The 23,467-nt window shown below is 58.7% G+C and carries 23 protein-coding genes; 6 read left to right on the top strand and 17 right to left on the bottom strand.

Annotated elements, in window-relative coordinates:
* Positions 1–3: 3 nt before the first annotated feature.
* Genes FGO67_RS05140 through FGO67_RS05130 form a run of 3 tightly spaced genes read right to left on the bottom strand, consistent with a single transcriptional unit; the run spans position 4 to position 1,339 of the window.
* Positions 4–600, bottom strand: coding sequence for a chemotaxis protein CheW (locus FGO67_RS05140; RefSeq protein ID WP_203299612.1), 597 nt, complete (start codon positions 598–600; stop codon positions 4–6).
* A gap of 5 nt (positions 601–605) precedes the next feature.
* The gene (locus FGO67_RS05135; RefSeq protein ID WP_203299611.1) at positions 606–902 is read right to left on the bottom strand and encodes an STAS domain-containing protein; all 297 of its coding nucleotides are present in this window, start codon (positions 900–902) and stop codon (positions 606–608) included.
* Entirely contained in the window at positions 899–1,339 is a 441-nt protein-coding gene (locus tag FGO67_RS05130) for a BLUF domain-containing protein (protein WP_203299610.1), read from the bottom strand. The genes FGO67_RS05135 and FGO67_RS05130 overlap by 4 nt, the downstream gene beginning before the upstream one ends.
* Before the next feature lie 425 nt (positions 1,340–1,764).
* Here FGO67_RS05130 and FGO67_RS05125 point away from each other — a divergent pair, with 425 nt between their 5' ends.
* On the top strand, positions 1,765–2,652 hold the full coding sequence (locus FGO67_RS05125) for a chemotaxis protein (RefSeq protein ID WP_203299609.1): 888 nt from the start codon (positions 1,765–1,767) through the stop codon (positions 2,650–2,652).
* On the opposite strand, the gene FGO67_RS05120 is transcribed toward FGO67_RS05125, so the two are convergent.
* The 5 genes from FGO67_RS05120 to mqo form a co-directional block, all read right to left on the bottom strand.
* A complete protein-coding gene (locus FGO67_RS05120; protein WP_203299608.1) occupies positions 2,653–3,534 on the bottom strand; it encodes an SNARE domain-containing protein in 882 nt (293 codons plus the stop codon).
* A gap of 57 nt (positions 3,535–3,591) precedes the next feature.
* On the bottom strand, positions 3,592–5,265 hold the full coding sequence (locus tag FGO67_RS05115) for an acetolactate synthase large subunit (protein ID WP_203299607.1): 1,674 nt from the start codon (positions 5,263–5,265) through the stop codon (positions 3,592–3,594).
* A gap of 89 nt (positions 5,266–5,354) precedes the next feature.
* The gene (locus FGO67_RS05110; RefSeq protein WP_203299606.1) at positions 5,355–7,379 is read right to left on the bottom strand and encodes a hypothetical protein; all 2,025 of its coding nucleotides are present in this window, start codon (positions 7,377–7,379) and stop codon (positions 5,355–5,357) included.
* A gap of 54 nt (positions 7,380–7,433) precedes the next feature.
* A complete protein-coding gene (locus FGO67_RS05105) occupies positions 7,434–8,666 on the bottom strand; it encodes an ATP-grasp domain-containing protein (RefSeq protein ID WP_203299605.1) in 1,233 nt (410 codons plus the stop codon).
* A 155-nt stretch (positions 8,667–8,821) separates the two neighbouring features.
* On the bottom strand, positions 8,822–10,303 hold the full coding sequence (gene mqo / locus FGO67_RS05100) for a malate dehydrogenase (quinone) (protein ID WP_203299604.1): 1,482 nt from the start codon (positions 10,301–10,303) through the stop codon (positions 8,822–8,824).
* 329 nt (positions 10,304–10,632) lie between these two features.
* Here mqo and nhaD point away from each other — a divergent pair, with 329 nt between their 5' ends.
* Positions 10,633–11,883, top strand: a complete 1,251-nt coding sequence (gene nhaD, locus FGO67_RS05095; RefSeq protein WP_203299603.1) for a sodium:proton antiporter NhaD — start codon at positions 10,633–10,635, stop codon at positions 11,881–11,883.
* 9 nt (positions 11,884–11,892) lie between these two features.
* A complete protein-coding gene (locus FGO67_RS05090) occupies positions 11,893–12,876 on the top strand; it encodes a calcium/sodium antiporter (protein ID WP_203299602.1) in 984 nt (327 codons plus the stop codon).
* A gap of 38 nt (positions 12,877–12,914) precedes the next feature.
* On the opposite strand, the gene FGO67_RS05085 is transcribed toward FGO67_RS05090, so the two are convergent.
* The 3 genes from FGO67_RS05085 to msrA are packed head-to-tail and all read right to left on the bottom strand — an operon-like array spanning position 12,915 to position 14,794.
* On the bottom strand, positions 12,915–13,679 hold the full coding sequence (locus FGO67_RS05085; RefSeq protein ID WP_203299601.1) for a lysophospholipid acyltransferase family protein: 765 nt from the start codon (positions 13,677–13,679) through the stop codon (positions 12,915–12,917).
* Between the two features lie 13 nt (positions 13,680–13,692).
* Positions 13,693–14,118 carry a peptide-methionine (R)-S-oxide reductase MsrB gene (gene msrB, locus FGO67_RS05080; RefSeq protein ID WP_203299600.1) on the bottom strand — a complete coding sequence of 142 codons (426 nt, stop codon included), beginning with the start codon at positions 14,116–14,118 and terminating at the stop codon, positions 13,693–13,695.
* A gap of 10 nt (positions 14,119–14,128) precedes the next feature.
* Positions 14,129–14,794 carry a peptide-methionine (S)-S-oxide reductase MsrA gene (gene msrA / locus FGO67_RS05075; protein WP_203299599.1) on the bottom strand — a complete coding sequence of 222 codons (666 nt, stop codon included), beginning with the start codon at positions 14,792–14,794 and terminating at the stop codon, positions 14,129–14,131.
* A 219-nt stretch (positions 14,795–15,013) separates the two neighbouring features.
* Here msrA and FGO67_RS05070 point away from each other — a divergent pair, with 219 nt between their 5' ends.
* The gene (locus tag FGO67_RS05070) at positions 15,014–15,985 is read left to right on the top strand and encodes a metallophosphoesterase (protein WP_203299598.1); all 972 of its coding nucleotides are present in this window, start codon (positions 15,014–15,016) and stop codon (positions 15,983–15,985) included.
* 18 nt (positions 15,986–16,003) lie between these two features.
* Here FGO67_RS05070 and FGO67_RS05065 read toward each other — a convergent pair whose 3' ends face one another.
* The 5 genes from FGO67_RS05065 to FGO67_RS05045 form a co-directional block, all read right to left on the bottom strand.
* A complete protein-coding gene (locus FGO67_RS05065; RefSeq protein ID WP_203299597.1) occupies positions 16,004–16,486 on the bottom strand; it encodes a CDP-archaeol synthase in 483 nt (160 codons plus the stop codon).
* A 57-nt stretch (positions 16,487–16,543) separates the two neighbouring features.
* Entirely contained in the window at positions 16,544–17,920 is a 1,377-nt protein-coding gene (locus FGO67_RS05060) for a class II fumarate hydratase (protein WP_203299596.1), read from the bottom strand.
* A 66-nt stretch (positions 17,921–17,986) separates the two neighbouring features.
* Positions 17,987–18,268 carry a hypothetical protein gene (locus tag FGO67_RS05055; protein ID WP_203299595.1) on the bottom strand — a complete coding sequence of 94 codons (282 nt, stop codon included), beginning with the start codon at positions 18,266–18,268 and terminating at the stop codon, positions 17,987–17,989.
* 317 nt (positions 18,269–18,585) lie between these two features.
* Positions 18,586–19,455 (bottom strand): bile acid:sodium symporter, encoded by an 870-nt coding sequence (locus FGO67_RS05050; RefSeq protein WP_203299594.1) that lies wholly within the window; start codon positions 19,453–19,455, stop codon positions 18,586–18,588.
* 108 nt (positions 19,456–19,563) lie between these two features.
* Entirely contained in the window at positions 19,564–20,973 is a 1,410-nt protein-coding gene (locus FGO67_RS05045; protein ID WP_203299593.1) for a WS/DGAT domain-containing protein, read from the bottom strand.
* Between the two features lie 348 nt (positions 20,974–21,321).
* Between FGO67_RS05045 and FGO67_RS05040 the strand changes: the two genes are divergently transcribed.
* Together FGO67_RS05040 and FGO67_RS05035 are read left to right on the top strand one after the other, a co-directional pair.
* The gene (locus tag FGO67_RS05040; protein WP_203299592.1) at positions 21,322–22,245 is read left to right on the top strand and encodes an alpha/beta hydrolase; all 924 of its coding nucleotides are present in this window, start codon (positions 21,322–21,324) and stop codon (positions 22,243–22,245) included.
* Between the two features lie 72 nt (positions 22,246–22,317).
* Positions 22,318–23,067: a DUF8198 family protein gene (locus FGO67_RS05035; RefSeq protein WP_203299591.1), complete on the top strand. Its 750-nt coding sequence runs from the start codon at positions 22,318–22,320 to the stop codon at positions 23,065–23,067.
* A gap of 17 nt (positions 23,068–23,084) precedes the next feature.
* Here the strand turns inward: FGO67_RS05035 and FGO67_RS05030 are convergent, their stop codons facing one another.
* Positions 23,085–23,363 carry a polyhydroxyalkanoic acid system family protein gene (locus tag FGO67_RS05030; protein WP_203299590.1) on the bottom strand — a complete coding sequence of 93 codons (279 nt, stop codon included), beginning with the start codon at positions 23,361–23,363 and terminating at the stop codon, positions 23,085–23,087.
* Between the last annotated feature and the right edge of the window lie 104 nt (positions 23,364–23,467).

Here is a 23,467-nt window from a genome sequence, read left to right as displayed (position 1 = left end):
CCCTCACTCCTGGTTGTCAGGTAGGTCGATTTCCGGTTCGCCGGCCTTCAAGCTCTCGTCAGACGCCAGGCTCTGCTTGAGCCCGCTGAGCTGATTGGCGATATCGAAATGGTGAGCCGAGGAGAAGATCTCGGCGATGTCGAGCACGATCACGAAATCGTCATTCACCTGGGAAATGCCCTTGATGAATCCGATGTCCATGGTCGAGCCAAAACTGGGGGGTGGCCGCAAGTGGTTTTTATCGATTTCCACGACTTCGCGAACGTCGTCAGCGAGGATACCAACCGAGATGTCCTCTCCATCCAGCGACACGTCAATGATGATGTTGCAGGTGTCTACCGTGACCTCGCTGATCGTCATCTCAAACTGACGACGCAGGTCTACTACCGGCACAACGCGGCCGCGCAGGTTAATCACACCCAACATGAAATCAGGGGTACGCGGCACTTTGGTTACCTTGCTGTACTCCAAGACCTCATGGATACAACTGATTTCCAGGGCGTAAATTTCCTGATCAAGGCGAAATAACAGCACCTGCAGTTTTTCGCCTTCTTCCGGAAACACGGCCTGTTCGGGGACACCTTCGGATTCCCGGTTCATCACCATCAGTCCTCATTCAAGATGAGATTGAGCAGACCGAGCAGGCGGCACGCGTCCACAAGCGGGTCCGAAAGCTGCTTGACCTGCACTGTTTTCCCCTGCGCTCGGGCGCTGCGAATCCAGGCCAGCAGTAACTGAACGCCCGCAGCGTCAACGTCATTGACGCCCGATAAATCCAACTGGACGGTTTGCTGGTCTGCCAACAGGGGATCCAGAATCTCGTGCAGCCGGGTCAATTCATACGCGGTCAGCGAGTCACCAAGATTGACGCTGGCGACCTCATCAACAGAAGACTCCGTCATGCGCCACCGTCCGAGGAATTCGGGTGGGCGTTGGCCTGTTCTAACTCCTGCAACAGGCCGAATGCACAACCGCCGGACATGGTCAGCGGTTCGAACTGGTCCGTGCCGGAATAACGGAAAAAGATGCGTGAGTTGGCCTCGGTACTGCCCGCATAGGGCATCATCCAACTGTTGAAAGCACGACGCTCCACCATACGAAAATCCAGCAACACCACGGAATGGTGCCGTTCGTCGCGGATTACGACGTTGTACAGGTCATTGATGGCCTGGTGCTCACCTTCAAGGCACTGGAGAAAATATTTTCGATCGAAGGCGAGCGCGCCGGTGACGAAGCGCTTCTTGTTGTTGCGCGCCGAGGCGGCCATGATTTCGTCTATCTCCGCGGCATTTAACCCCGGGGCCACATAGCTGGCATAGATTAACCGGTGAAGCGCCATGGTCTTTCCCCAAATCGAACCAATCGACTGCTTTCTATGCGATTTCCCAATAACTCGGATACTGACTTGAGTATAGACAGGCTGGAGGTAACTGCTGATTTTTTCCACGCACTTGGCTTTTCATTGATCAGAGTCAAATTACCGGTGATACGCGAAGGGTGATATTCGTTGGGCTAATGGGTTTACCGAAGCTGCCGATAACCCTCGTGAGCGTTGAACGCGCCGGGACGATGAGCTGGGGAGAGAACATCACGGACCGGTCACTATTTGCTACAAAGCAGTTGGCCCGGATTCCCCAATCTGCTGATATCATACGACGTCATCTAAAGCTCGCAGGCGTGCCGCTCTCGGCCAAGCTACACGCAGCACATACACCAGAGAACGCCTGTACTTGCAGGCTTTCGTCGCTTCGAGGATTCAGTTGCATGCTCAGTAAAACGAAACAGGCCCAGAAACTACTGCTGTTTCAATTGTCCGGTGCCCGGTTGTTCGGGATTGGTACCCTGAAGATTCGGGAAATCCTGCCGTTCATGCGCTTGAGCAAGCTTCCTCACAGTCACCACGCCGTTATTGGCACCGCGATGTTTCGTGGTTCTGCGGTGCCAGTCATCGACATGGCCGCTGCTGTGGGACACTCCCCACTGACCCCAGACGAACAGGCCAAGGCATCCATCATTATTACCGACATCCAGCGCCAGGAAATCGGGTTTCTGGTGCGCGGTGTGAATCAGATCATCGAGGCCGACTGGAAGCAGGTGATGCCGCCACCCAAGGCGCTCGGCGACCGGGCCTTTATCACCGGCCTGTTGGACCGGGAAGGGGACATCATCCAGTTGCTGGATGTAGAGCTGTTGCTGGCGAAGGTGTATCCGGAATCCCTGCTTACTGCGGATGTGGCCCTCACCGATGTTCAGAGTGAAACCCTGAAGGCGCTCAACATCCTGCTCGTGGACGACTCCCAGGTGGCTCGCAAGCAGCTGTCAGATGCCCTGGACAGCAAGGACATTTCCTATCAGGTGACGTCCAACGGCGATGAAGCCTTGCAAATTCTGCTGACCAACAATGAACTGCAAAAGCCCATCGACATTCTGGTCAGCGATATTGAAATGCCCGGGCTTGATGGCTACGAACTGACGTTCAATGTTCGCGACAACTCGGCACTGAAACAGCCCTATGTGATTCTCCACACCTCACTGAACAGTGAGATGAGCCTGAGCTACGCCAACCAGGTGGGCGCCAATGAGGCGCTCACCAAGTTCGACGCCAAAGAACTGCTGCAGGCGATGTTGCGGGGTGCCGAGCAGGCCCGGTAATCAGCCTTCGGCGGTCAGGCTCTCGCGCAGGTCGGCAAAGAACGCGTTGGTTTCAGCGCGAATCTCTTCCAGCTGAGCTTCCCAGTCATCCCTATAACGATTGTAAGTTTGCGCACTCAGTTCAGTGAATCGCTCGCCAGTCTCGGCCAAGGTGCGGCTGGCCTGCGCCAGGGTTTCCATGGTGGGTTCTTCCAGTGACTTAACCTCTTTACTCAGGCTTCGGGATGCCTGCTCCAGAATCACTCGGTCTTCAGGCGTTGCCTGCTCACCCTGCTCCAACGCTTCGTTGATCGACTCCTGCAGTTTCTCGATGGCCTGCTGCATCAGTGCACCAAAGTCCTCAACGGCATCCCGGGTCTTGCGCTCTACTTCCGCCGAGTAAGCCTCAAAGTTGCGGGCAAACTCGTTCATGCTGGCTTCAATGTCGTCTGATGACGAGGCGAAGCTGCTCGACAGCTTTTCGCCCAGCTTTTTCAGCTCGCCCATGAGATTGCCGAACATTGATGGCCGCAGGAGCGCATCCCCAGTGCGGTCATAATCCACCTGCCAGGTCTCGGCCTCTTTGATCAGAAAGGTGATCAGCTCCTGGTGCTCACCTTCCTTACCGTATTCCGGCGGCAGCCGAGTGACCACGGTAGCTTCCCGTTCATCAATCACCACCCGGCCGTAAGACGGCTCAATGCCGGTCCAGTCTTTGCGGAAACCATCGAAGTCGTCGGGAGAGCTGAGGGTAGAGAATTCGGCGACGGCATCGGCGTCGTTTTCAGCGACGGCCTGCCAGAAGGCTTCCGCCACTTGCTGGGGTGTTTCCGGTTTGCTACAACCGGCCAACACCAGCAGGGCTGCGGCGGCGAACAGACATCGGAACAGGGACTGGCTCATTCAGTGGCCTCCTAATGACTCAATAGCTGGCTGTGTCAGGAGGCCATCATACAACGGCTAGAGCCGGCAGGTCAGGTCGGCAAGTTCCTCATCAAACACCCGTCGGTTCTCGCTGTAATCCACCGGCACGTCCACCAGGTGCACACCGCCCGCCGCCAGAGCGTTTTCCAGCACCGGCCGTAAATCCTCAGTGCGGGTTATCCGATGACCGGTGGCGCCGTAGGCATCGGCGTATTTGACGAAATCCGGGTTGTGGTAGTCCAGACCGAAGTCCTGGAAGCCTTCCTGGGCCTGCTTCCACTTAATCATGCCGTAGGCACTGTCGTTGATGATCAGCACCACCAGGTTGAGGTTCAGGCGAACCGCTGTCTCCACCTCCTGGCTGTTCATCATGAAGCCCCCGTCGCCACAAATAGCCATCACCTTCTGGTGGGGGTACAGCATGGCAGCCATCATGGCGCTGGGCAGGCCGGCGCCCATCGAGGCCAGGGCGTTATCGAGCAGCACCGTGTTGTTGTCGTAAGCCGGATAATTGCGCGCAAACCACAGCTTGTACATGCCGTTATCGAGGGCAATGATGCCGTCGTCCGGCATGACAGCTCGCACGTCGCTGACGATGCGCTGGGGAATGATCGGGAACCGAGGATCGTCGGCGCGATCCTTCAGATGTTTGTCCACTGCAGCTTTCACTTCCATGAACCAGGTGAAGTCGTGGCTGCCGCAGTGGCCGCAGTGCTCGGCCATGTACTCCACGCTGTTGGCTATGTCGCCCACCACCTCGTGCTGGGGGAAGTACACCGGGTCTACATCGGCACCGCTGAAGTTCACGTGGATGACCTGCTTGCCGCCGGGCTTCATGAAGAACGGCGGCTTCTCGACCACATCGTGGCCCACGTTGATCACCAGGTCAGCATGGTCGATGGCGCAGTGCACGAAATCGCCCGAGGAGAGCGCGGCATTTCCCAGATACCGGGGATGCCGCTCATCCACCACGCCCTTGCCCATCTGGGTAGTGAAGAACGGAATGTTGGTCACGTTGACCAGGTGAATCAGCGCCTGCGACACCCGTTTCCGGTTCGCCCCGGCACCGATCATGATCAGCGGGTGCTTGGCCTGGCGCAGCATGTCGCACGCCATCTCCAGACTTTTGATACTGGCCGAGGGGCGCCTCGCATCGCTGGGCTCGAAGATGTGGGTGTCTGAGTCCGGATGCTCGGCGGCGATGTCTTCGGGTAATTCCAGATGCACCGCGCCGGGCCGCTCTTCCAACGCCAGCCGGAAGGCCTCACGCACCTTGGCAGGAATGGTGTTGGCGTTGCTGATCTGGCGGGTGTACTTGGTCAGCGGGCGCATCAGATCCACCACATCGAGGATCTGGAACAGGCCCTGCTTTGACGATTTGATCGGTTTCTGGCCCGAGATCATCATCATGGGCATACCCCCGAGCTGTGCGTAAGCGGCGGCAGTTACCAAATTAGTGGCACCCGGGCCGAGGGTGGAGAGGCACACGCCAACCCGACCGGTCAGCCGCCCATAGGTGGCGGCCATGAAGCCGGCGGCCTGTTCGTGGCGGTTCAGCACCAACTGAATATTGGATTCCCGCAATGCTTCCAGCAGGGCAAGGTTCTCTTCCCCGGGAACCCCGAAAAGGTAGCGGACGCCTTCGTTCTCCAGTGCGCGGATGAACAGCTCAGCCCCGTTACGCGCCTCCCTGGTTAGCTCGGTTGTCATTATTGTCCCCTTTGTTTGTTGCCGGTGTCACCGTCCTGATCTATGACCTACGTGGGGGATGCCTGAGAAGTGCACAGGAGGCGCACAAATTACCGGGCCAGCGGCGGCTCCGCCTGCAAGGTCTCGGCCGGTAACCGATCTTCGCCCCAGCTGCGATGAACCCCCGCAACCACCCGTTGCAGTTCCTCGTCGCCAACATCCGCAGGTTCGCCCCGCTCCAGCGGATCGTAATGGAAGATATACAGCCGGGAGGTGAACTGCTCAAACGGCAGCGATGACTCACCAAACCGTTCACCGTGACCGGCGGTACAAACGCGCACTTCGTCACCCCAGTTCTGACCACTGTCGTTATTGGGATTAAAGAAATAGACCCGCATCAGGCCTTCCGGATCCAGCGCCACCCGCAGAATGGTGATGGCGTGCCAGCCAATAAAACGTGCAGCACTATCGGTTACGGCCACACCGGCAGGCTGGGGATGAATCAGCGGCTGATTCCCGTTGTAGTAAGGGTGGTAGCTGGCGTAGAAATGCCGGATGAAGCCCTCAAGGTCATCGAGCTTGCCGGTCGCCACGTCCACATTGATGGCGAAGCCCCGGCCGGCAGACCAGCCGTGGAATTCCGGGTTCACCCAGCGGTGCGGATCGCCTTCCCGGTCGCCCACCATGCGCCCCATTTCGGCATAGATCCGGTCCAGGTGCGGCACCACCACCAGCGACACCGGATCAAGATCCAGCGTTACCTCGGATGCAACACCACCACGGCTGTGCGCCGAGGACACCGGTTTGCCCTCGAAGTGCATGATGATTTCATTATCCCGCGCGGCCCAGGCCACCATCTGCAGCAGGTAGTCAGGATCGTTGTAGGCCCACATGGACAGCGCCCGTGCCGACTGGCAGGTCGGGTTGTTGCCCTGCCCCACACCCAAAGGCTGGCCCAGCATGTTCAATACGCCCTGCACCAGCCAGGCGCCCGGCTGCGGGTGATAGCCGTAGGCCAGTTGCAGCCGTTCGCGGGCGTCCGGGCACAGCGATAGCCTGGCCTGACGCCACAATGCCGGCGCGACCGGGGGCTGGTAGAGAATGCCCCGTTCCAGCATCAAGGCCAGGCCGTACAGGCCTTGGGCCGTTTCCGGGTACACGCCTTCCCGGATCAGCGTGCAAACCAGCTCCCGGTAACACAGCAGGCAGTCACGCCCGGTGCTCGACAAGCCCAGGGCTTCGGTCAGGAGGGCGTCCTGATCGTCCAGGATGAAGCGAACAAAGCTGGCGTGGTAGGGCGACACCAGACCGGTGTCGTGCATGGCGCGGGCAAAACCCGTGGCCTCATTCTGCAAGGCCTGGGCATCCATGGATTCCAGGCGCTGCTCATAAACGACGGTCCCAGGATCCTCGCTGCAGGCGCGCGTTGGTCCATAGAGACTGGAAATCAGTCGATCGGCACCCCGGCCGGCCCCGCCCAAATCAGCGTGGGGATCGGCGCGACAGATGGCGATCTGGGTAATCATTTTTCGGACATCGGAAACCTGGATCGGACGCTGCTGAAGAATGCGCCAGATTTCCTCAATCAGACTATCGATGACGTGTTCGTAGCCAATGTGATGGGCAACGTACTGCACCACTGACTGACTGATTTGCGACAGCTTACCCTGCTCTCGCTCCGCCTCGCCCACCATGCCAAATAGCAGGCCCAGATTAATGGCCAACACCTGAGTGAGGTAATGATGAGCCTGTTCGGCGGACACCGACGGATGCAGGTAAAAGCCCCTGGCAACCGCCAGCAAACGCAGTTCGCTGAAAGCCTCGATAACCACCGTGTCGGCGTTCTGGCTCTGCAGCGAGTGCGTGGTGAGAGTTGGGAGAAGGATGCCGGGTTCAGCCCAGTCAGTGCCCAGATACACGCCTGCCAATTCCAGACGTTCCGCCCGTTCTTCGATGACCCGGCAACCCTCCGGCTGCATCAGGACGCGACGGGCAATATCAAACACGCGCGGAAGCTTGCCGGCCTTGGCAAAAGACCGGCTTTCCTCCAGTACCTGGATGGCGTCATCCAGTTTTTGCACCAGCTTGTCAAAGTTGACCGCCGGTACTGCGCTGCCCGGTTGGTGATCGTTCAAACGACGTTCCTCAGGGCCTGCACCAAACCCATTTGTTGTTAATGCTTCTCCGGATTATACATAGAAATCGAGCTCTTCCTGATGTTTCAGCAGATCCCGCATGGTATATGGGTCGTCACCGAAGAAGTACACCAGCCCCCAGTGAGTACCGAACGCCGTCCGCTTGGTGACGGTTTCTTCCAGCGGCGCTGTCAGCTCGTGAGACTCGAAATACTCGTGGTTTTCGGTCTCCTCGGGAATTTCCAGCTTGCTGACCACACGGCGACGCGGATACACACCAAAGCAACCGGCGTAGCCCTTGGCATCGACCACTTCTTTCGGGAAAAACGCCTTAATTTCTTCGGCCGTGGTCTTCGGATCGAAGGATAGGATCAGGCCCTGGTAGGCGTTGAAGCCATACGCCCGCTCCAGCAATTCGAATACTTTGAAACCCGGCGGCCGGTAAGCGACTTCGCCAAAGTACATGGTGCTGTCACTGGTGACGAAGTATTCCGGGTGAATAAAGCCGAAATCGATGTCGAAGGTTTTGATCAGTTTCTCGATTTCGCCCCGAATCTGGTCACGATACTTCTCAAGATCCGGTGTCGCCGGCACAAACACGGAGTAACCCAGGGTGACGTACTCGGAGATGTTCAGGAACGCGATCTTGCCGTTGTGAATCCAGGCTTCAACCGCAAATTCCCAGCCGTCGAGGTGCGATTCCATCAACACCGGAAATTCTTCATCCGGAATGGTGTCGACTTCATCCGGCGTGCGAATGACTCGGTGGCCGAGGCAACCCGCCTTATCAAAGGCTTTGAGGTGAATCGGGTCGTTGGGGTCACCGTCCAGCTTGAGCAGGGTCTGGTTGACCCGCTTCAGGAAGCGGATGACGTCGCCCTTGTCGTGGGCCTCCTCAAAGATACCGACACGGATGCCACCGAGCTGGGCCCGACGCTTCATCAGGGCCTTGTCACGCAGGAGCATGGCCTGGCCAAACAGACGCGGCTTGTCCATGAGCACGGAGTTGATGGCACCTGCCCATTCAACCGTTTCTTCAAACAGCGGGATGGCCACGTCAACGCCCATCTCTTGCAGGGTCTGGGCGATTTCGACCGAGCGATCATTCAGACGTTCGAAGTTCCAGGGCACGTAGGGAATATCGTGCTCTTTACAATAAGCCTCCGCCCAGTCGGGGGCGACGACCACATAGCGCCGGTCAAACTTGTCCGCGGCCTCAACGGCACTCAGACTCCAACCGAGGAGTGCTACATACCCCTTGTCCGGATTGTACTTTTGCTCGCTCATAGGCTCTCTCCTTTGCTTGGGGTGTCCTCTTACAGTACGCGTTACTTGGGAAATCGCAAATCAGACCATCGATAAAGCACTTAAAAACAAAAAGGCCGCTGGTTTGTGTTCCAGCGGCCTCAATGTCTGAGCAGTTTTTATACTGATTGGCAATATCAGCTAAGTTTTAAGGTCGAAAGCGTTCTCGCCCGCACCTTGTTCAACAACTGCTCGTCGTTGACCAGCGACTGACCATAGGACGGAACCAGCTGGCGCAGCCGCTCTTGCCACTCGGCCGTTTTCAGACTCTCCGGGAAGCAACGCTCCAGAACCGTCAGCATGGCATTGGCCGCAGTCGACGCACCGGGTGAGGCACCCAGCAAGGCCGCCAGCGTACCGTCATTGGCCGCCACGATTTCGGTACCGAACTCCAGCTTGCCACCGCCACCGTCGACCTGCTTGATGATCTGCACGCGCTGGCCCGCCATTTTCAGCTCCCAATCTTCCTCACGGGCGTCCGGGAAGAAGTTGCGCAGTGATGCCACCCGGTCGCTGTGGGACTGGAACACTTCGCCAATCAGGTAGCGGGTTAGATCCATGTTGCTTTTGCTCACCGACAGCATCGGACGCAGGTTGGTGGGCTTGACCGAGCCGAACAAATCGAACAGTGAGCCCTGCTTCAGGAAGCGGGTGGTGAAACCGGCGAAGGGCCCGAACAGCAGGGCCGGTTCGCCATTGATGATCCGGGTATCCAGATGCGGAACCGACATCGGCGGCGCACCGATAGGTGCCTTGCCGTAGACCTTGGAATGATGCTGCTCCACGATGTCCGGCTTGCGGCACACCAGCCACTGACCACTGACCGGGAAGCCGCCGTAACCGCGGGCTTCTTCAATGCCGGATTTCTGCAGCATGGGCAGAGCACCACCGCCGGCACCGAGGAAGACAAAGCCGGCTTCCAGCTTGGTCAGCTCGCCCGTTTTCTGGTTCCGTACCCGCACTTTCCAGCGGCCGTTATCACGCTGGTCGATGTAGTGTACCGGGCTGCTCAGCATCAGCTCGAAGTTGGGCTGGCTTTGCAGGTATTCGACCATACTCCGGGTCAGGGAACCGAAGTCGACATCGGCACCGTGCTTGATCCGGGTAGCGGCAACCCGCTCCATCGGATCCCGGTGCTTAACCACCAGCGGCATCCATTCTTCCAGGTCATCCGGGGACTCGGTGTACTCCATCTCGCGGAACAGGTGATGGGCACTCAGGCGCTCGAACCGGCGCTTGAGGAAGGCCACATCTTTTTCGCCCCAGACAAAGCTCTGGTGCGGGGTGCGGTTGATGAAGGTTTTGGGGTCGGGCAGCATGCCCTGCTCCACCAGATACGACCAGAACTGCAGCGACACTTCGAACTGGGCGTTGATCTTGAGAGCCCGATCGATGGCCACATCGCCGTCGTCGGTTTCCGGGGTGTAGTTCAGCTCGCAGTACCCGGCGTGGCCGGTACCTGCGTTGTTCCATCCGTCCGTGCTCTCATGGGCAACGTGATCGAGACGTTCAACCATGACGATGTCCAGGGACGGATCGAGCTGCCTGAGCATCATGCCGAGGGTGGCGCTCATGACGCCACCGCCGACCAGCACTACGTCTGCCTGTCTAACGGCCATTGCTTTATACCCTAACTAGTATTGAGCCTGTGTACTCTCCCACGATCAGCAGGAAAGCCTGTCGAAAGCCGACCGGGCACTTGGTAAAAGGCGCCGCTGTGTGCTTCCGGATATCAACGTGGTGCAATTATCCCGATTTTTGACGGAAGAATAAATTGCGATTGTCATTCGATGCGCTTCGCACAGGCCTTTGTCCGTGCTGACGCCACCGATCTTTACTACCTAAGGGCAGTAGCCCGCTTCCAGCCGAGGGTCTAAACTCCGGCCTCAAACACGACGGTTCAGGCCAGGTCGGCCTGTTTACCTCAGTATCGAGACGGGACGCGCCCATGCCTGCCCTAGAAGCTGTTTTGATCGTTCTTGCTGTACTCGCGCTGCTCGGCGTTATTTTCGAAGAAGTTACTCACGTCAACAAAGCCAAGGTGACGCTGTTTTTCGGCACCCTGAGCTGGATTCTTCTGTTTCTTACGAGCAAAAGCGAGGGTGAGACTTCCGCGATTTCGGCCGGTTTATCCGAGAGTATCGCCGAAATTGCGGGTCTTTGGCTGTTCCTGGTCGCGGCCATGACATTCGTCGCTTACCTGAACAAGAAAGGGATGATCCAAAATCTGATCTATCTGATCATGCCGAAGCAGGTCAGCGAGCGGAAGCTGTTATTTTTGACCGGACTGTTCTGCTTCATCTTCTCCTCTTTGGCAGACAATATCACCGCTACGTTAGTCTCATGCTCGCTCATCTTGTCGCTCGACCTGGAGCTGAAAAAACGCCTGCAGTTCGTCACGCTGGTGGTGTTTGCGGTCAACTCCGGCGGCGTCTCCCTGATCACCGGCGACGTCACTACCCTGATGATTTTTCTCGCTGACAAGGTGGAAATACTCACCTTGCTGACGCTCGCCATCCCCGCATCGATCACCGTGTTCATACTGGCGGTGTTCCTGTCCCGGGGACTGACCGGAACGGTGACCCTGCGCGCGACCAAGAACGAAATCCGCCCCGTAGATGCGGTGATCAGCGGGCTGTTTTTGTTAACAATCCTGTGCACCATCGCCGGTAATGCCCTGTACGGGGTTCCGCCGGTGCTGACCTTTCTGTTCGGTCTGTCGGTTATGTTTCTGATCTCACGCTTCATGAGTGACGACTCCGATCTGGACCCGATTCTCGAGTACATCCGTATCATCGAGTTCGAAACACTGCTGTTCTTCCTCGGCATCCTGCTGCTGGTGGGCATGCTCAAGGAGATTCACGCGCTCGACTCCCTGGTTGCCATCTATGATGTGCTGCCGCCGCTGTACGCCAATTATCTGATGGGCATCTTCTCGGCGGTGATCGACAACGTGCCGCTGACGGCCGCGCTGCTGAAGTCCGGTATCGGGATGACCCCGGGCGAATGGATGGGCCTGACCTACGCCGTGGGCGTGGGCGGTTCGCTGCTGATCATCGGCTCGGCGGCCGGTATTGTGGCCATGACCAAGATTCCGGGGCTGACCTTTGGGGCCTACATGCGGTATCTTGCGCACCTCCTGGCCGCCTACACCCTGGGGTATGCCGGTGTGTTCATGCTCGGACGTTTTATTAACTGAGGTTTTTCTATGCTAATGGCAATGGGCGCAATCGTCGCCGGTTTGATCCTGCTGGTCTGGAGCGCTGACAAGTTTGTCGAAGGCGCCGCGGCCACCGCCAAACACCTGGGCATGCCCACGCTGCTGATTGGGATGGTGATCATTGGGTTCGGCACCTCCGCTCCAGAACTGGCGGTCTCCGCCATGGCGGCGGCAGACGGCAATCCGGGCCTGGCCCTGGGTAACGGTTACGGCTCCAACATCACCAACATCGCCCTGATCGTCGGCCTGACCGCCGTCATCGCGCCCATTGCCGTGCATTCCCAGGTCATCCGCAAGGAGCTGCCGCTGCTGCTGGTGCTGACCCTGATTGCCGGGGCCCAACTGATCGACGGCCAGCTGACGCGACTGGATGGCTGGGTGCTGCTGGCCGTATTTGCCGGGGTGATGGGCTGGTCAATCTACCAGGGCGTTCAAGGCAAAACCGATCCCCTGGCGGGCGACACCGACGCCGAGATGATTGCCCACCCGATGCCCCTGAAAACCGCTGTGATCTGGGTGGTGGTTGGTCTGATTCTGCTGGTAGTCAGCTCACGACTGCTGGTTTGGGGCGCTGTAACCATTGCCCAAGCCCTGGGCGTCAGTGATCTGGTGATTGGGCTGACCATCGTGGCGATCGGCACCTCGCTGCCGGAACTGGCCTCTGCCCTGGCGGCGGTCAAGAAGAACGAGCACGACCTCATCTTGGGCAACATCGTCGGTTCGGGCATTTTTAACACCCTGGCGGTGGTTGGCCTGGCGGCGGCCATTGAACCACTGAAAGTTGATCCGGAAGTGCTGTACCGGGACTGGACCCTGATGCTGGCGTTAACAGTGGGATTGCTGATGATGGGCTTCGGCGTGATGGGCAAGCGCAAACTCATTTCGCGGGGCAACGGCGCGGTGCTGTTGCTGGCGTACTTTGCCTACACCGGCTACCTGCTCTCAACCGTAGTGGCGGCCTCCGGCGCCTGACCGGTCATCCCTCACCCGAAAACCCCGGCGGGGCCGACTCATTCGGCCTCGCCGTCTCCCAGCAATTCTTCCAGCCTGAGCCGAACCTCGGCCATTACCTCGTCCAGTTCCGCCTTGGTCTTGCCCGCAGTTTCCAGCGGCTGGCCTACACGCACGTCCACCGGTTGCCCCAGATTGATCTGCCAACTCCGGGCCGGCAGCACCTGATGGATGCCGCGAATGGCCACTGGCACGATCACCGCTTCGGTATCCAGCGCCAGATGGAAACAGCCCTTCTTAAACGGCAGCAACTTACCATCCGGCGAGCGGGTGCCCTCGGGTGCGGCCCACAACACAATTCCGCTCTCCATCATGGCGCGGGCACGCTCCAGATCCTTCACCGCCTTCTCGCGATTGGACCGGTCCACCGATGGAAATTCCGCCGCCCGCATGGCCTGGCCCAACAGCGGGATCTTGAACAGTTCTTTTTTTGCGAGCATTCGGATGGAGCCCGGCAGCGAGACGAAGCTGGCGGGAATGTCGTAGTGGCTGGCGTGGGTACACATGATGATGTAGCGCCGGCCATCACCGAAATCCGGGACGTGTCCGCGCACGGTCAGGCTGGCACGTACCAGCCTGAGCAGGGCTGCTGACCACTCCCGGCAGTACTGATCGACAATCTGCCGGTGCAGGCGCCCGAACAAGGCGCGCAGCAGAATCAGCAGGGAGTAAAGTGCAGTCAGCCCGACACTACCGAGAACCACACCCACCCGTCTCAGCAGGGTTGCCGACTCGGTCAGTGGGTTCAGTTTCAATCGAATCATCGATGCTGCGCCGTTACTGGTTTTCCTGGAATACCATGGCAACGGAGTTCAGGCAGTAGCGCTTGCCGGTCGGCGGCGGGCCATCCGGGAATACGTGCCCGAGGTGGCTGTCGCAACGCGGGCAACGAATTTCAGTACGGGCCATGCCCATGCTGGTGTCTTCCAGGTAGCGGATATGCTCGGGATCGAACGGCTGGAAAAAGCTCGGCCATCCCGTACCGGAATCGAATTTCGAGTCCGAGCTAAACAGCGGCAGATCACACAGGCGGCAGTAATAAGCGCCCGCTTTTTTGTTGTCCAGCAGAGTCCCGCAGAACGGATGCTCAGTGCCGTGATCCAGCAGCACCTTGCGCTCTTCAGGTGTCAGATCGGCGGCTTTTTCTTCAACTTCCGCTGGTGTCAGCGGTGTCAGGTCATATCCTGAAGCAGAAACGCCCATGTATGCCTCCTCAGGCCGTGTTGTCGTCAGAAGGGCCGGAGCCGTCGTCGGAATATTCCGGTTTCAGGCGATCGCCGTAGTTGTTCACCAGCTTTTCCATCTTCGGTGCGGCTACCGCCATGATGTATGGCTGGTAGGGATTCCGGGCCGCAAAGTTCTGATGGTAGGCCTCGGCTGGGTAAAACGCCTCGAGCGGCTCCAGTGTCGTTACGATCGGATCGGGGTACACGCCAGCGGCGCCGAGCTGACGAATGTAAGCCTCGGCCACCTGTCGCTGCTCCGGCGTCTCATAAAAGATAGCGGAACGGTACTGAGTCCCCCGATCATTGCCCTGGCGGTTAAGCTGGGTCGGATCGTGTGCGACCGAAAAGAATACCTTAAGCAGCTCGCCAAAACTGACTTTTGACGGCGTGTAGTGGATATCCACAACCTCGGCGTGACCGGTGGTACCACTGCAAGTAGCCTCATAAGTAGCGGTTTCGGCGCTGCCGCCGGAATACCCGGACTCCACTTTGGTGACACCGTCCATGGCCTTGAAAACCGCCTCCACGCACCAGAAGCAACCGCCGGCCAGCACCAGCCGTGCTTCGTCGGCGGTTTGGGGGAGATCCTGCTCCGGATCAGGAAAACGGCTTCGGGGCACATTCAGCCCGGGGATATCACAGGAATTGACCATGGTGTCCTCAACTCTCGAATTTGTGTATGGGTAAGACACGTGTAATGCCCTGAATTGTGGCTGTTACGCTGGCGATTTGCCAACGGCCCAGCGCTTTTTTACGAACATGAACATTGCCGGGTTTTGGTTGCATCCATGCCGCAGGCAACCATACTGACAAATAGGGTTTGCTACATTGCGATCTGACAATCGCCCGTTCGGCATATCAAGGACAGAGACATGACGGCAAGGGCTCGGACACCGAAAAACCAGGACGAACTTCTGGAGTACCGCCTGAGTCTCCGGCTTGGGCCTGTGCATTCGCGCCAGCGGCTGGGAATCGAGCGGGAATACGAGGCCCAGGTGTTCGGCCAGGGTTCCAGCTTTCATCTGGAAAATGTTACCGCGGCGCCCGGTCTGATCAGTTTCTGCCTGAAACTGGCCGGCTTGTTCCGTCGCGGGCAAGCCAACAGCCGCCGACTGGACACCGCGCATAATCGTTTCATCCTGCCAACATTGCCGGCCGCCTTCGAAGGCTTTCGCATCCTGCACCTGACCGATCTGCACGTCGATATGGACGAGGCCAACCTGCAGGCTGTGCTCAAGAAGATTGAGCCCCTGGAATACGATCTATGCGTGCTTACCGGTGACTATCGCAAGCTTACCTGGGGCCCGGTGGAGGGGGCCCTCGACGGCATGTCCCGGTTGCGGGATGCCATTCGCGGCGAAGCCTACGCAGTGCTGGGCAATCACGACAGCATCCGCATGGTGCCTGGCCTCGAAGACATGGGCTACGTGCTGCTGATGAACGAAATGCTGCCGGTGGAGCGCCAGGGCGAGAAAATCTATCTGGCCGGTGTCGATGACGCCCACTATTACAAGGCGCATAACCTTCACCGGGCCGGCGACGACATTCCCATCGACGGCGTCAGCGTTCTGCTCAGTCATACCCCGGAAATCTGGCACGAGGCCGCTCATGCCGGCTACGACGTGTTTTTGTGCGGCCATACCCACGGCGGACAGATCTGCCTGCCCGGCGGCATCCCAGTCACCCTGGATTCAGACTGCCCGCGCCACCTCGGCCGGGGCTATTGGCAGGCCAACGGCATGCAGGGCTATACCTCACCGGGTTCGGGCACCTCGGTGGTCAATGTCAGACTGAACTGCCCGCCCGAGGTGACCATCCACACCCTCACCCGTGGTCCCCAGTAACAAGGAAAAACCAAACAGTCAGTGGGGATGGCGTCGAATACCCAGACGATACAGCAGCGGCGAAAACAGGATGTTAGACAGTGTAAACAGCACTACCACTGAAGCCGCGCTCCACCAACTGATCGGCAACCAGAACACTGCCAGCACCATCGGCAACGCCGACTCCGGCACCTGATCCAGGCCAAGGGCCCGGGCGCTTGATGCCTTACCCATTCGGCGCTTGTAAAAGCTACTGAGCAAATCGCCCCACAACGCCAGTATCCCGAACAACAGCCCGAACATCAGCCCCAGACCGATCACTGACGAAAACAGGGCGCAGCACGCCGCTCCGGAGATCAATCCCCGCCAGGTTTTGCTCGGACCCAGGATCGGGCGACCGTCCGACCACAGCCGCCCACCATCCACCGGCGCGGCCCACTGCCGTTTCAGAATACGCGCCACCACCACCGGCACGCCGTTGGCCAGTACCAGCATCACGAACAGCACCAGTGATAGCAGCAAGTACTTCTACTCCCTTTTTGTCAGGCTCCACGGGCCAGGCCGTGGAGCGCATATCCCTCAGGCCAGGCCGCCGCGGGTCAGTTTCAGCGGGTCCAGCAACTGCTCCAGCCGTTGACGACTCAAACCGCTGCGTTCCTCAGCCACATCAATCACCGGACGCCCATCGCGATAGGCTTCCTTGGCGATGTCGGCCGCCAGACTGTAGCCGATCTCCGGGTTCAGCGCGGTGACCAGTACCGGATTGCGACCAACCCCCTCATTCAGGGTCTCAGTGTTTACGGTGAAATCTTTAATCGCCTTGTCTGCCAGCAACTTCGCAGCATTGCTCAACAGCTCCACCATGTCGAGGAGGTTACCCGCCACCAGCGGCAACATCACATTGAGCTGGAAATTCCCCGACTGCCCGGCCATCGCCACGGCGCTGTCGAGCCCCATCACCTGAGTACCCACCATGGCAACGGACTCGGGGATTACCGGGTTGACCTTGCCGGGCATGATGCTGCTACCCGGCTGCAGCGCAGGCAGGCTGATTTCGGCCAGGCCATGAATCGGACCGCTGTTCATCCAGCGCAAATCGTTGGCGATCTTGATCAGCACAATGGCTGCGCCTCGCAACTGGGACGACAACGCCACCGGGCCGTCGATCGCGCTCTGACCAACAAACTTATGCTCCATGGCACTGAAGCCATAACCGGTGTTGTGCTGCAGGAACTTGACGAACTGCCCGGCAAACTCCGGTGCCGCATTAACGCCAGTACCCACGGCAGTGCCGCCCTGGGGCACTGCCAGCAATTCATTGGCTGCGTGCTCAACCCGAGTCTGGCATGCCACCAATTGCTCCCGCCAGGTGCGCAGCTCCTGGCCCAGAGTAACCGGCATGGCATCCATCAGGTGGGTACGCCCGGTCTTTACCTGGTTTGAGAACAGCGACTCACGCTCATAGATGACACCAGCCAGGTGGCTCAGGGCCGGGATCAGTCGTTCCTTCACCGCCATCACGGCACTGACATGAATCGCCGTGGGTATCACGTCGTTGGAACTCTGGCTCATATTGACGTGATCGTTGGGGTGCACATCCACCACACCTTTTTTGCAAAGCGCAGCGATCACCTCGTTCACATTCATGTTGGTGCTGGTGCCGGAACCGGTCTGGTAGCGGTCGATCGGAAACTGATCGTCGACCTCTCCGTCTAGGATGCGTTCACAAGCCTCGGCAATGGCGTCGCGGCGAGTGGCGTCCAGTAGGCCCAGGCTGGTATTGGCTTCGGCGGCTGCCCGCTTGATCTGGGCCACCGCGGCGATGAACGTGTGCGGCAATGGCTGGCCACTGACCGGGAAATTCTCGATTGCGCGCTGGGTCTGGGCGCCCCAAAGCGCCTGTGCCGGCACCTTGATATCACCCAGGCTGTCTGTTTCCGTTCGATATTCGCTCATTATGCCTCCCGTTCGTCCATTTCCTCGTGCAATCACAAGCGTTTACGGCCGCCGGCTTACTCCGTATCAGTGGGCATTCGATCGCAGCCGCACGTGATCACAGACGCCAGTGACCTGTTCAAAATTCAAGATCAGGGTGTGTACGGTATTGGTGTAGGTGTCGTGCAGATGGAACTTGAACCGGTGCTGCTTGTCGCCCTGCAGGTAGGCATCGTACTCGCGTACCAGCTCCCGCACATCGCCGCCTTCGTTTTTGCTCCAGGTTGCATTAAACGGCCCCAGTACGGCGCCACCCGCCAGGCAGATGGTGACTTCATGATTATTCAATCCGGATTCCTGGGTAGTCATTGCCGCTCTCCCTTTTCAGTTTGCGCCGGTTGAACGCTGCCCAACCGATACCCTCCTGATAAGTGTAGTCGCTTCGTTCAAGGGCAGTTAAAGCGCCAGGCAGACGATCACGCCACGCCGCTCAAGGTGCTGGGTATGATGATCGGATTCTTGGGTGTGGTGGTAATGATCGAGTTGCCGGCTTCGTCCGAGCCCACGCCCTGGCTGCCACAACTGGCGATTCTCAGTACGGCGAGGTCCTATGCTTTGGCGGGGTGTATGGCCGGCTCTGGTCCCGCGTCGTTGCCGCAAGTCTCTAGCCCAATCGACAAGACCGCTTACTGGTGGGTCGGCACCAGGCGGCGGCCCATGGCAATCAGGATGCAGCCGAAGCCATACATCAGCACGCTGTAGACCACTGCCGGTATCGACATCTCGCTGGATTCCAGCAGAGTTAAAGTCACCATCAGCGCGATAGTGCCGTTCTTTATGCCCAGCTCGACGGCAATGGCCAGGGACTCTCTCTGGGAGAGTCCCGCCAGCCGGCTCAGCCCCAACCCAATCACGATTCCGGCCAAATTCAGCAGGAACGCCGCCGGTCCGGCCTGAGCCAGCAACTCCGGCAACCGCTCCCGGGAACCCCACAGCAAGGCGATGATTAGCAGCAACAGGACAAACCCGCCAAAGATGCTAACCATACCCTCGGCTTTCTGCGCCTTCGCCGGTGCCTTGGTCCGGATGAACATCCCCAGAGCTACGGGCAGCAGCACGATCACCACCAGCATGGCAATGGTCTTGCCCACCGGCAGCGAGATGTTCGCGGCCTCACCGAAGTACATCTGCAGGGCGTAATTGGTGAAAAACGGCAGCGTGATGATGGTGATCAGGCTGGCCGATACCGTCAGCAGAATCGACAGTGCGATGTGGCCGCGGGCCAGCAGTACGAAGAGATTCGAAGTGGTTCCACCCGGGCAGGCAGCGATGATAACCAGCCCAACCGCCAGGGCCGGCGCCAGGCCAAGAAAAGGCGCGATTGCAAAAGCCACTAGGGGCATCAGCAGAATCTGGGCAACGGTACCGACCACGATGCTTCGGGGGTTGCGCGTGACCTGGCCAAAATCCCGCAGGGTCAGCGTGAGGCCAATGCCCACCATGATGATAAACAGTGAAATCGGCAGGCCGATCGAAATCAGCGGACTGGTCTCCACGTTGAGACTCCTCGTTATTGTTGTTGGTCGGGCCCGTCGGCATGACATCCGGAGTCTAATCGAAAGACCTGCCCCAGAATGTAAACTTTTTGACAATTTGCTTCGGAGTTAGTGTCCGTGCGGGAAGCGCTGGAGCTCTTGCAGGCAGTCGGCCAAGAACTCACCGGGATCGGCCATGATCGCCTCGTCGGCAACCACCCCGAACTGGATCTGGCCGGCGTAGCTGACAATGCTGACGCCGAGGCCGATATCGCCGGCCTGGGGTACCCAGAACATTTGTTCGGTAATGCGGCAGCCGGCCATGTAACGGGGTTCTGGTGTGCCCGGAACGTTAGATACCACTGCGCTGGCCTTGCGGTAGAACACATCGGCCACCGGCTGCCGCCAGGGCTCTGGAATCGCCGAAGCGCTGGCCGCCAGCCCCCAGGCGATACCCGGCTGCCAGCTTTTTTTCAGCCGCCGGGTTTCGTGTTTGATCCGGTACAGGCGCTCCAGCGGACTCTCACCGTCCACCGGCAGGGGCACGAACACAGTGCCAAAATAGTTACCAAGGGAACCGGGCTCCGGTTGCAGATCGGCCGGCAGCCTGGACCGGATATCCACCGGCACTGCCGCGTGTAACACGGCATCGTCCAGTTCGTCGGCCTCGATTCCGAGCCGACTGCGAACCGCCGAGGCAACACAACTGAGCAGGACATCGTTAATGGTGACGTTGGTGGCATCCGCCACCGACCGGAAGTGTGCCAGGGCCACCGGTTCCGACCAGCGACACTGGCGCCGGCCCAGCAAAGGCCGCTTCAGATCGGAGGGCGTATCCGCCGACTCAACCAGGAATTCGCTGACCTCATTCAGCAATCTCAGGCCACTGGCAGCCACACGCTCCAGCGATCGCCCTGCCTGCTGCATCCGATCCGTTTCCGGGGTTTCCGACTCGGCATCACTCACCTCACCCCGGGTCGCGGTGTCGCTCGCAATCAGCCGCTCCAACCATGCCTTGGCAGCGACACTCCAACGAGCCAACTGTGGGGTTTCAGCAGCGCCGTACAGCGCGGGATGCTGCTGTGGCGATGGCGGACACAACCGATCGAAAATGCCCAGCAAGGACAGGCCATCGGCATAACAGTGATGCACGCGGAGGAGGAGCGCGGCACCGCCCTCGGCATTGGGGGCCAGCCAGAATTTCCAGCGCGGGCGGTACAGGGGAAGGGGCTGATTCAGGCGCGCCGAAATCCAATTCTGGAGGTCGTCGGGGCTGAACCGGTCAAGCACCACATCCAGATGGTGCTTGAGATCGAACACCGGGTCCGGCTCCCACCACCAGCCAGGCGCGCGCTGAACGGGCATGAACCGGAAGCGCTCCCAGGCCAGCCAGTACACCTGCAGAAATTCCCGCAATCGCGGTGCGGTGAGGCCGTCCACACGCATCATGACCGTGATGGTCATCGGGTTTTCCGGCCGTTCCAGAGCCAGCCAGGCCGAATCCGCAGGCAAAAGAAGATGCGATTGCTCGTGACTCAAACCTGGCCGTCCCTAGGGAAATGGATGAAGCTACATAGATGAAGCTAAGTAAAAACCGAACTCGGCATTGTGCCAGACAAGTTGCAGCGTCTCCATCGACGCTGTCATGCACAAGATTACAAATGGTTACCAGTTGACGACTTTTCGGCCTAAACTTTGGCTAAGTCCGGGTCAATCGTTACCAAATACCACCAAAGAGTTATCGATTGGCCCAAGACAAGCGTAGATACTGTTGACTGTGCCAATACAAACAACACGGGTTCGGGGTACAACAGACTGTAATACTGAGTTTCCAACAGCGTCCAACACTAATAACAGACCAATAATACGCTGGTCGGGAGAGTAACAATGAAAGCGAGCCATGTTCGCAAACTGATCAAGCCCATCGAAAACGCTTATTCAGAGATGTTTTCCGGCCGCGTGTACCGCGTTGGCAAGGGTGCTGTTTCAGTACGCAATCACAGTGGCAAAGCCCAGGCGACCGTTGTCGGTGTTCACGGATTCCTGGAAAACCATTGTTACTTCACGCAGGCCTACGAGGCGCCCACCACCGAACTGATCCTGCTGACCTGTAGCAACTACCACATTCCTGTAAACGGCGTGACCCCAGAAACACCTCACTGGGAAGTGCCGATCAAGCACCTGGAAGGCACCATTGAGTACGATGCCTGCATCCTGAACCAGGCGCTTGCCAATCTTCCGACCACCCAGAACATTCGTATTCACGGGCATTCCCGGGGCGGAGCGGTGATACTGGAGGCAATGAGTCAATGGCCGGAATTGTATGAAGATGTAGAAGTGGTGCTGGAAGCCCCGGTGCTGCCTCAAGCCAAAATTCACGCCCTGGTAACTACCTTGCTGGAGCCGGTCAGCCACGGCATGTGGCCCTGGCTGATTCGCCTGATCAACTCAGCGCCCTCATCTGCTTACGGCCAGACCTTCTTCGGCAAAATGAACCCGCGCAAAAAACAGTTGCTGAGCAAACTGTTCTCAGCGACCAAAGACCACCTGACCATTGTTCGCAATATCGAGAACATCATGGACTGGATGGAACGCACAGACACCAGTGTGTACAAAAACATCCGCCATGGCACCTTTCTGATCCCTGCCGTGGATCGCATTCTCGACCGCACAGCCATGCTGGCCAGTGCCCGTCACAGCCCAACCACCATGCGCATCGTCGAAACCGAGGCACCAAGTCACTTCATCACTCTCGACAGCAAGGAATGGGTACCCGGTCTCGAATCCTTGCCGGAAGCTGCCCAGGGCTAGTGTCCTGCGGGCGAACCTTCGTTAAACTAGCGGGCCTCTGCCCCACAGCTAGTTAAACGGAGCCAGTTCCCCATGTACCGCGAGCGCCTGGTCGCCACCGAAGTCAGCACCGACAATGGGCGTCTGCTTCGTCATCTGTTGCTGGAATATCACGATTTCCGCAGGCACAAGGCCGCTCATCCGCTGTTGCCCGATACCATCGAGGTCGCCGACTGGCAGGCGCAACGGCTGAAAACCACCCATCTGGATCTGTACCAGCACTCGGGCTATCACACCGGCCTTGAGTTTCTGCTGTCCGATTTGTACGCCCCTTCCGCGATGACTGGCCGGGACGACAATATCGATCGGGTATTTCCGAAAATGGTGAAATGGCTACCGGACCACCTTCTGGGCACCCTGGCAGGCCTGGTGGAGTTGAACCTGATCACCCAGCAACTGGATCTGGAGCTGGCCGAACAGCTGCACGAGGCAGAAATCCCGGCCAGCAACCTGACCGCGGCCCAATATTGCGAAGCCTTTCGCCAGAGCCAGCAACTGCTGCTGCGGGAACGCCAGCTGGCGCTGATCGAGGATGTTGGTCTGCAGCTGGACCGCTACGTGCGCAACAGGACGCTCGGTTGGCTGCTCTCCATGAGCAGGGCACCGGCCGAGATGGCCGGGCTCGCCGACCTGCACGGCTTCATGCACCGGGGCTATACGGCCTTTCGCGCCATGGATAATGTCGAATCGCTGATTGAGCGACTGGTGAGCCGGGAACAGCGGGTGATGAACAACATTCTTGCCGGTCATCCGGAGCCGTTCCGGCTACCGGCCGATTTCTGACCCCGACTGCCCAGGATTCAGGCCTTCAGCATCTGGTCAAGCTGGGAGTTGATTTCCTGTTCGATCCGGGATTTGAACGGGCGGAGCATCATGCCAAGCTCAAGATGGATGTGCAGGTCGGCATGACTGATTTCGAGCTGACCCTTAACGCCACTGCGCTTGAATCGGAGCAGATCCCCATCCCACTGGTAGTTCACGTCGAACTGTTCGGACAGATCTTTCGCCAAATTTTCAGCAGCTTCCCGAGCGTGTTCCTTGTCCAGTGTGTGCGGACGGCGTACATCAATAACGGACATAAATCAGTTTTCTCTTGGAAAATGGAAGGTTTTATAGTTTAGGGCGCTATTAAACTCGCCGCCACCCTTGTAGCAACCCCACCAGCGGTTAGAATACGAGGTTC

It is taken from the genome of Marinobacter sediminum (assembly GCF_016820575.1).
In the GTDB taxonomy this organism is placed as follows: Bacteria; Pseudomonadota; Gammaproteobacteria; order Pseudomonadales; family Oleiphilaceae; genus Marinobacter; species Marinobacter sediminum.
This window is presented reverse-complemented; position numbering and strand designations above follow the sequence as displayed.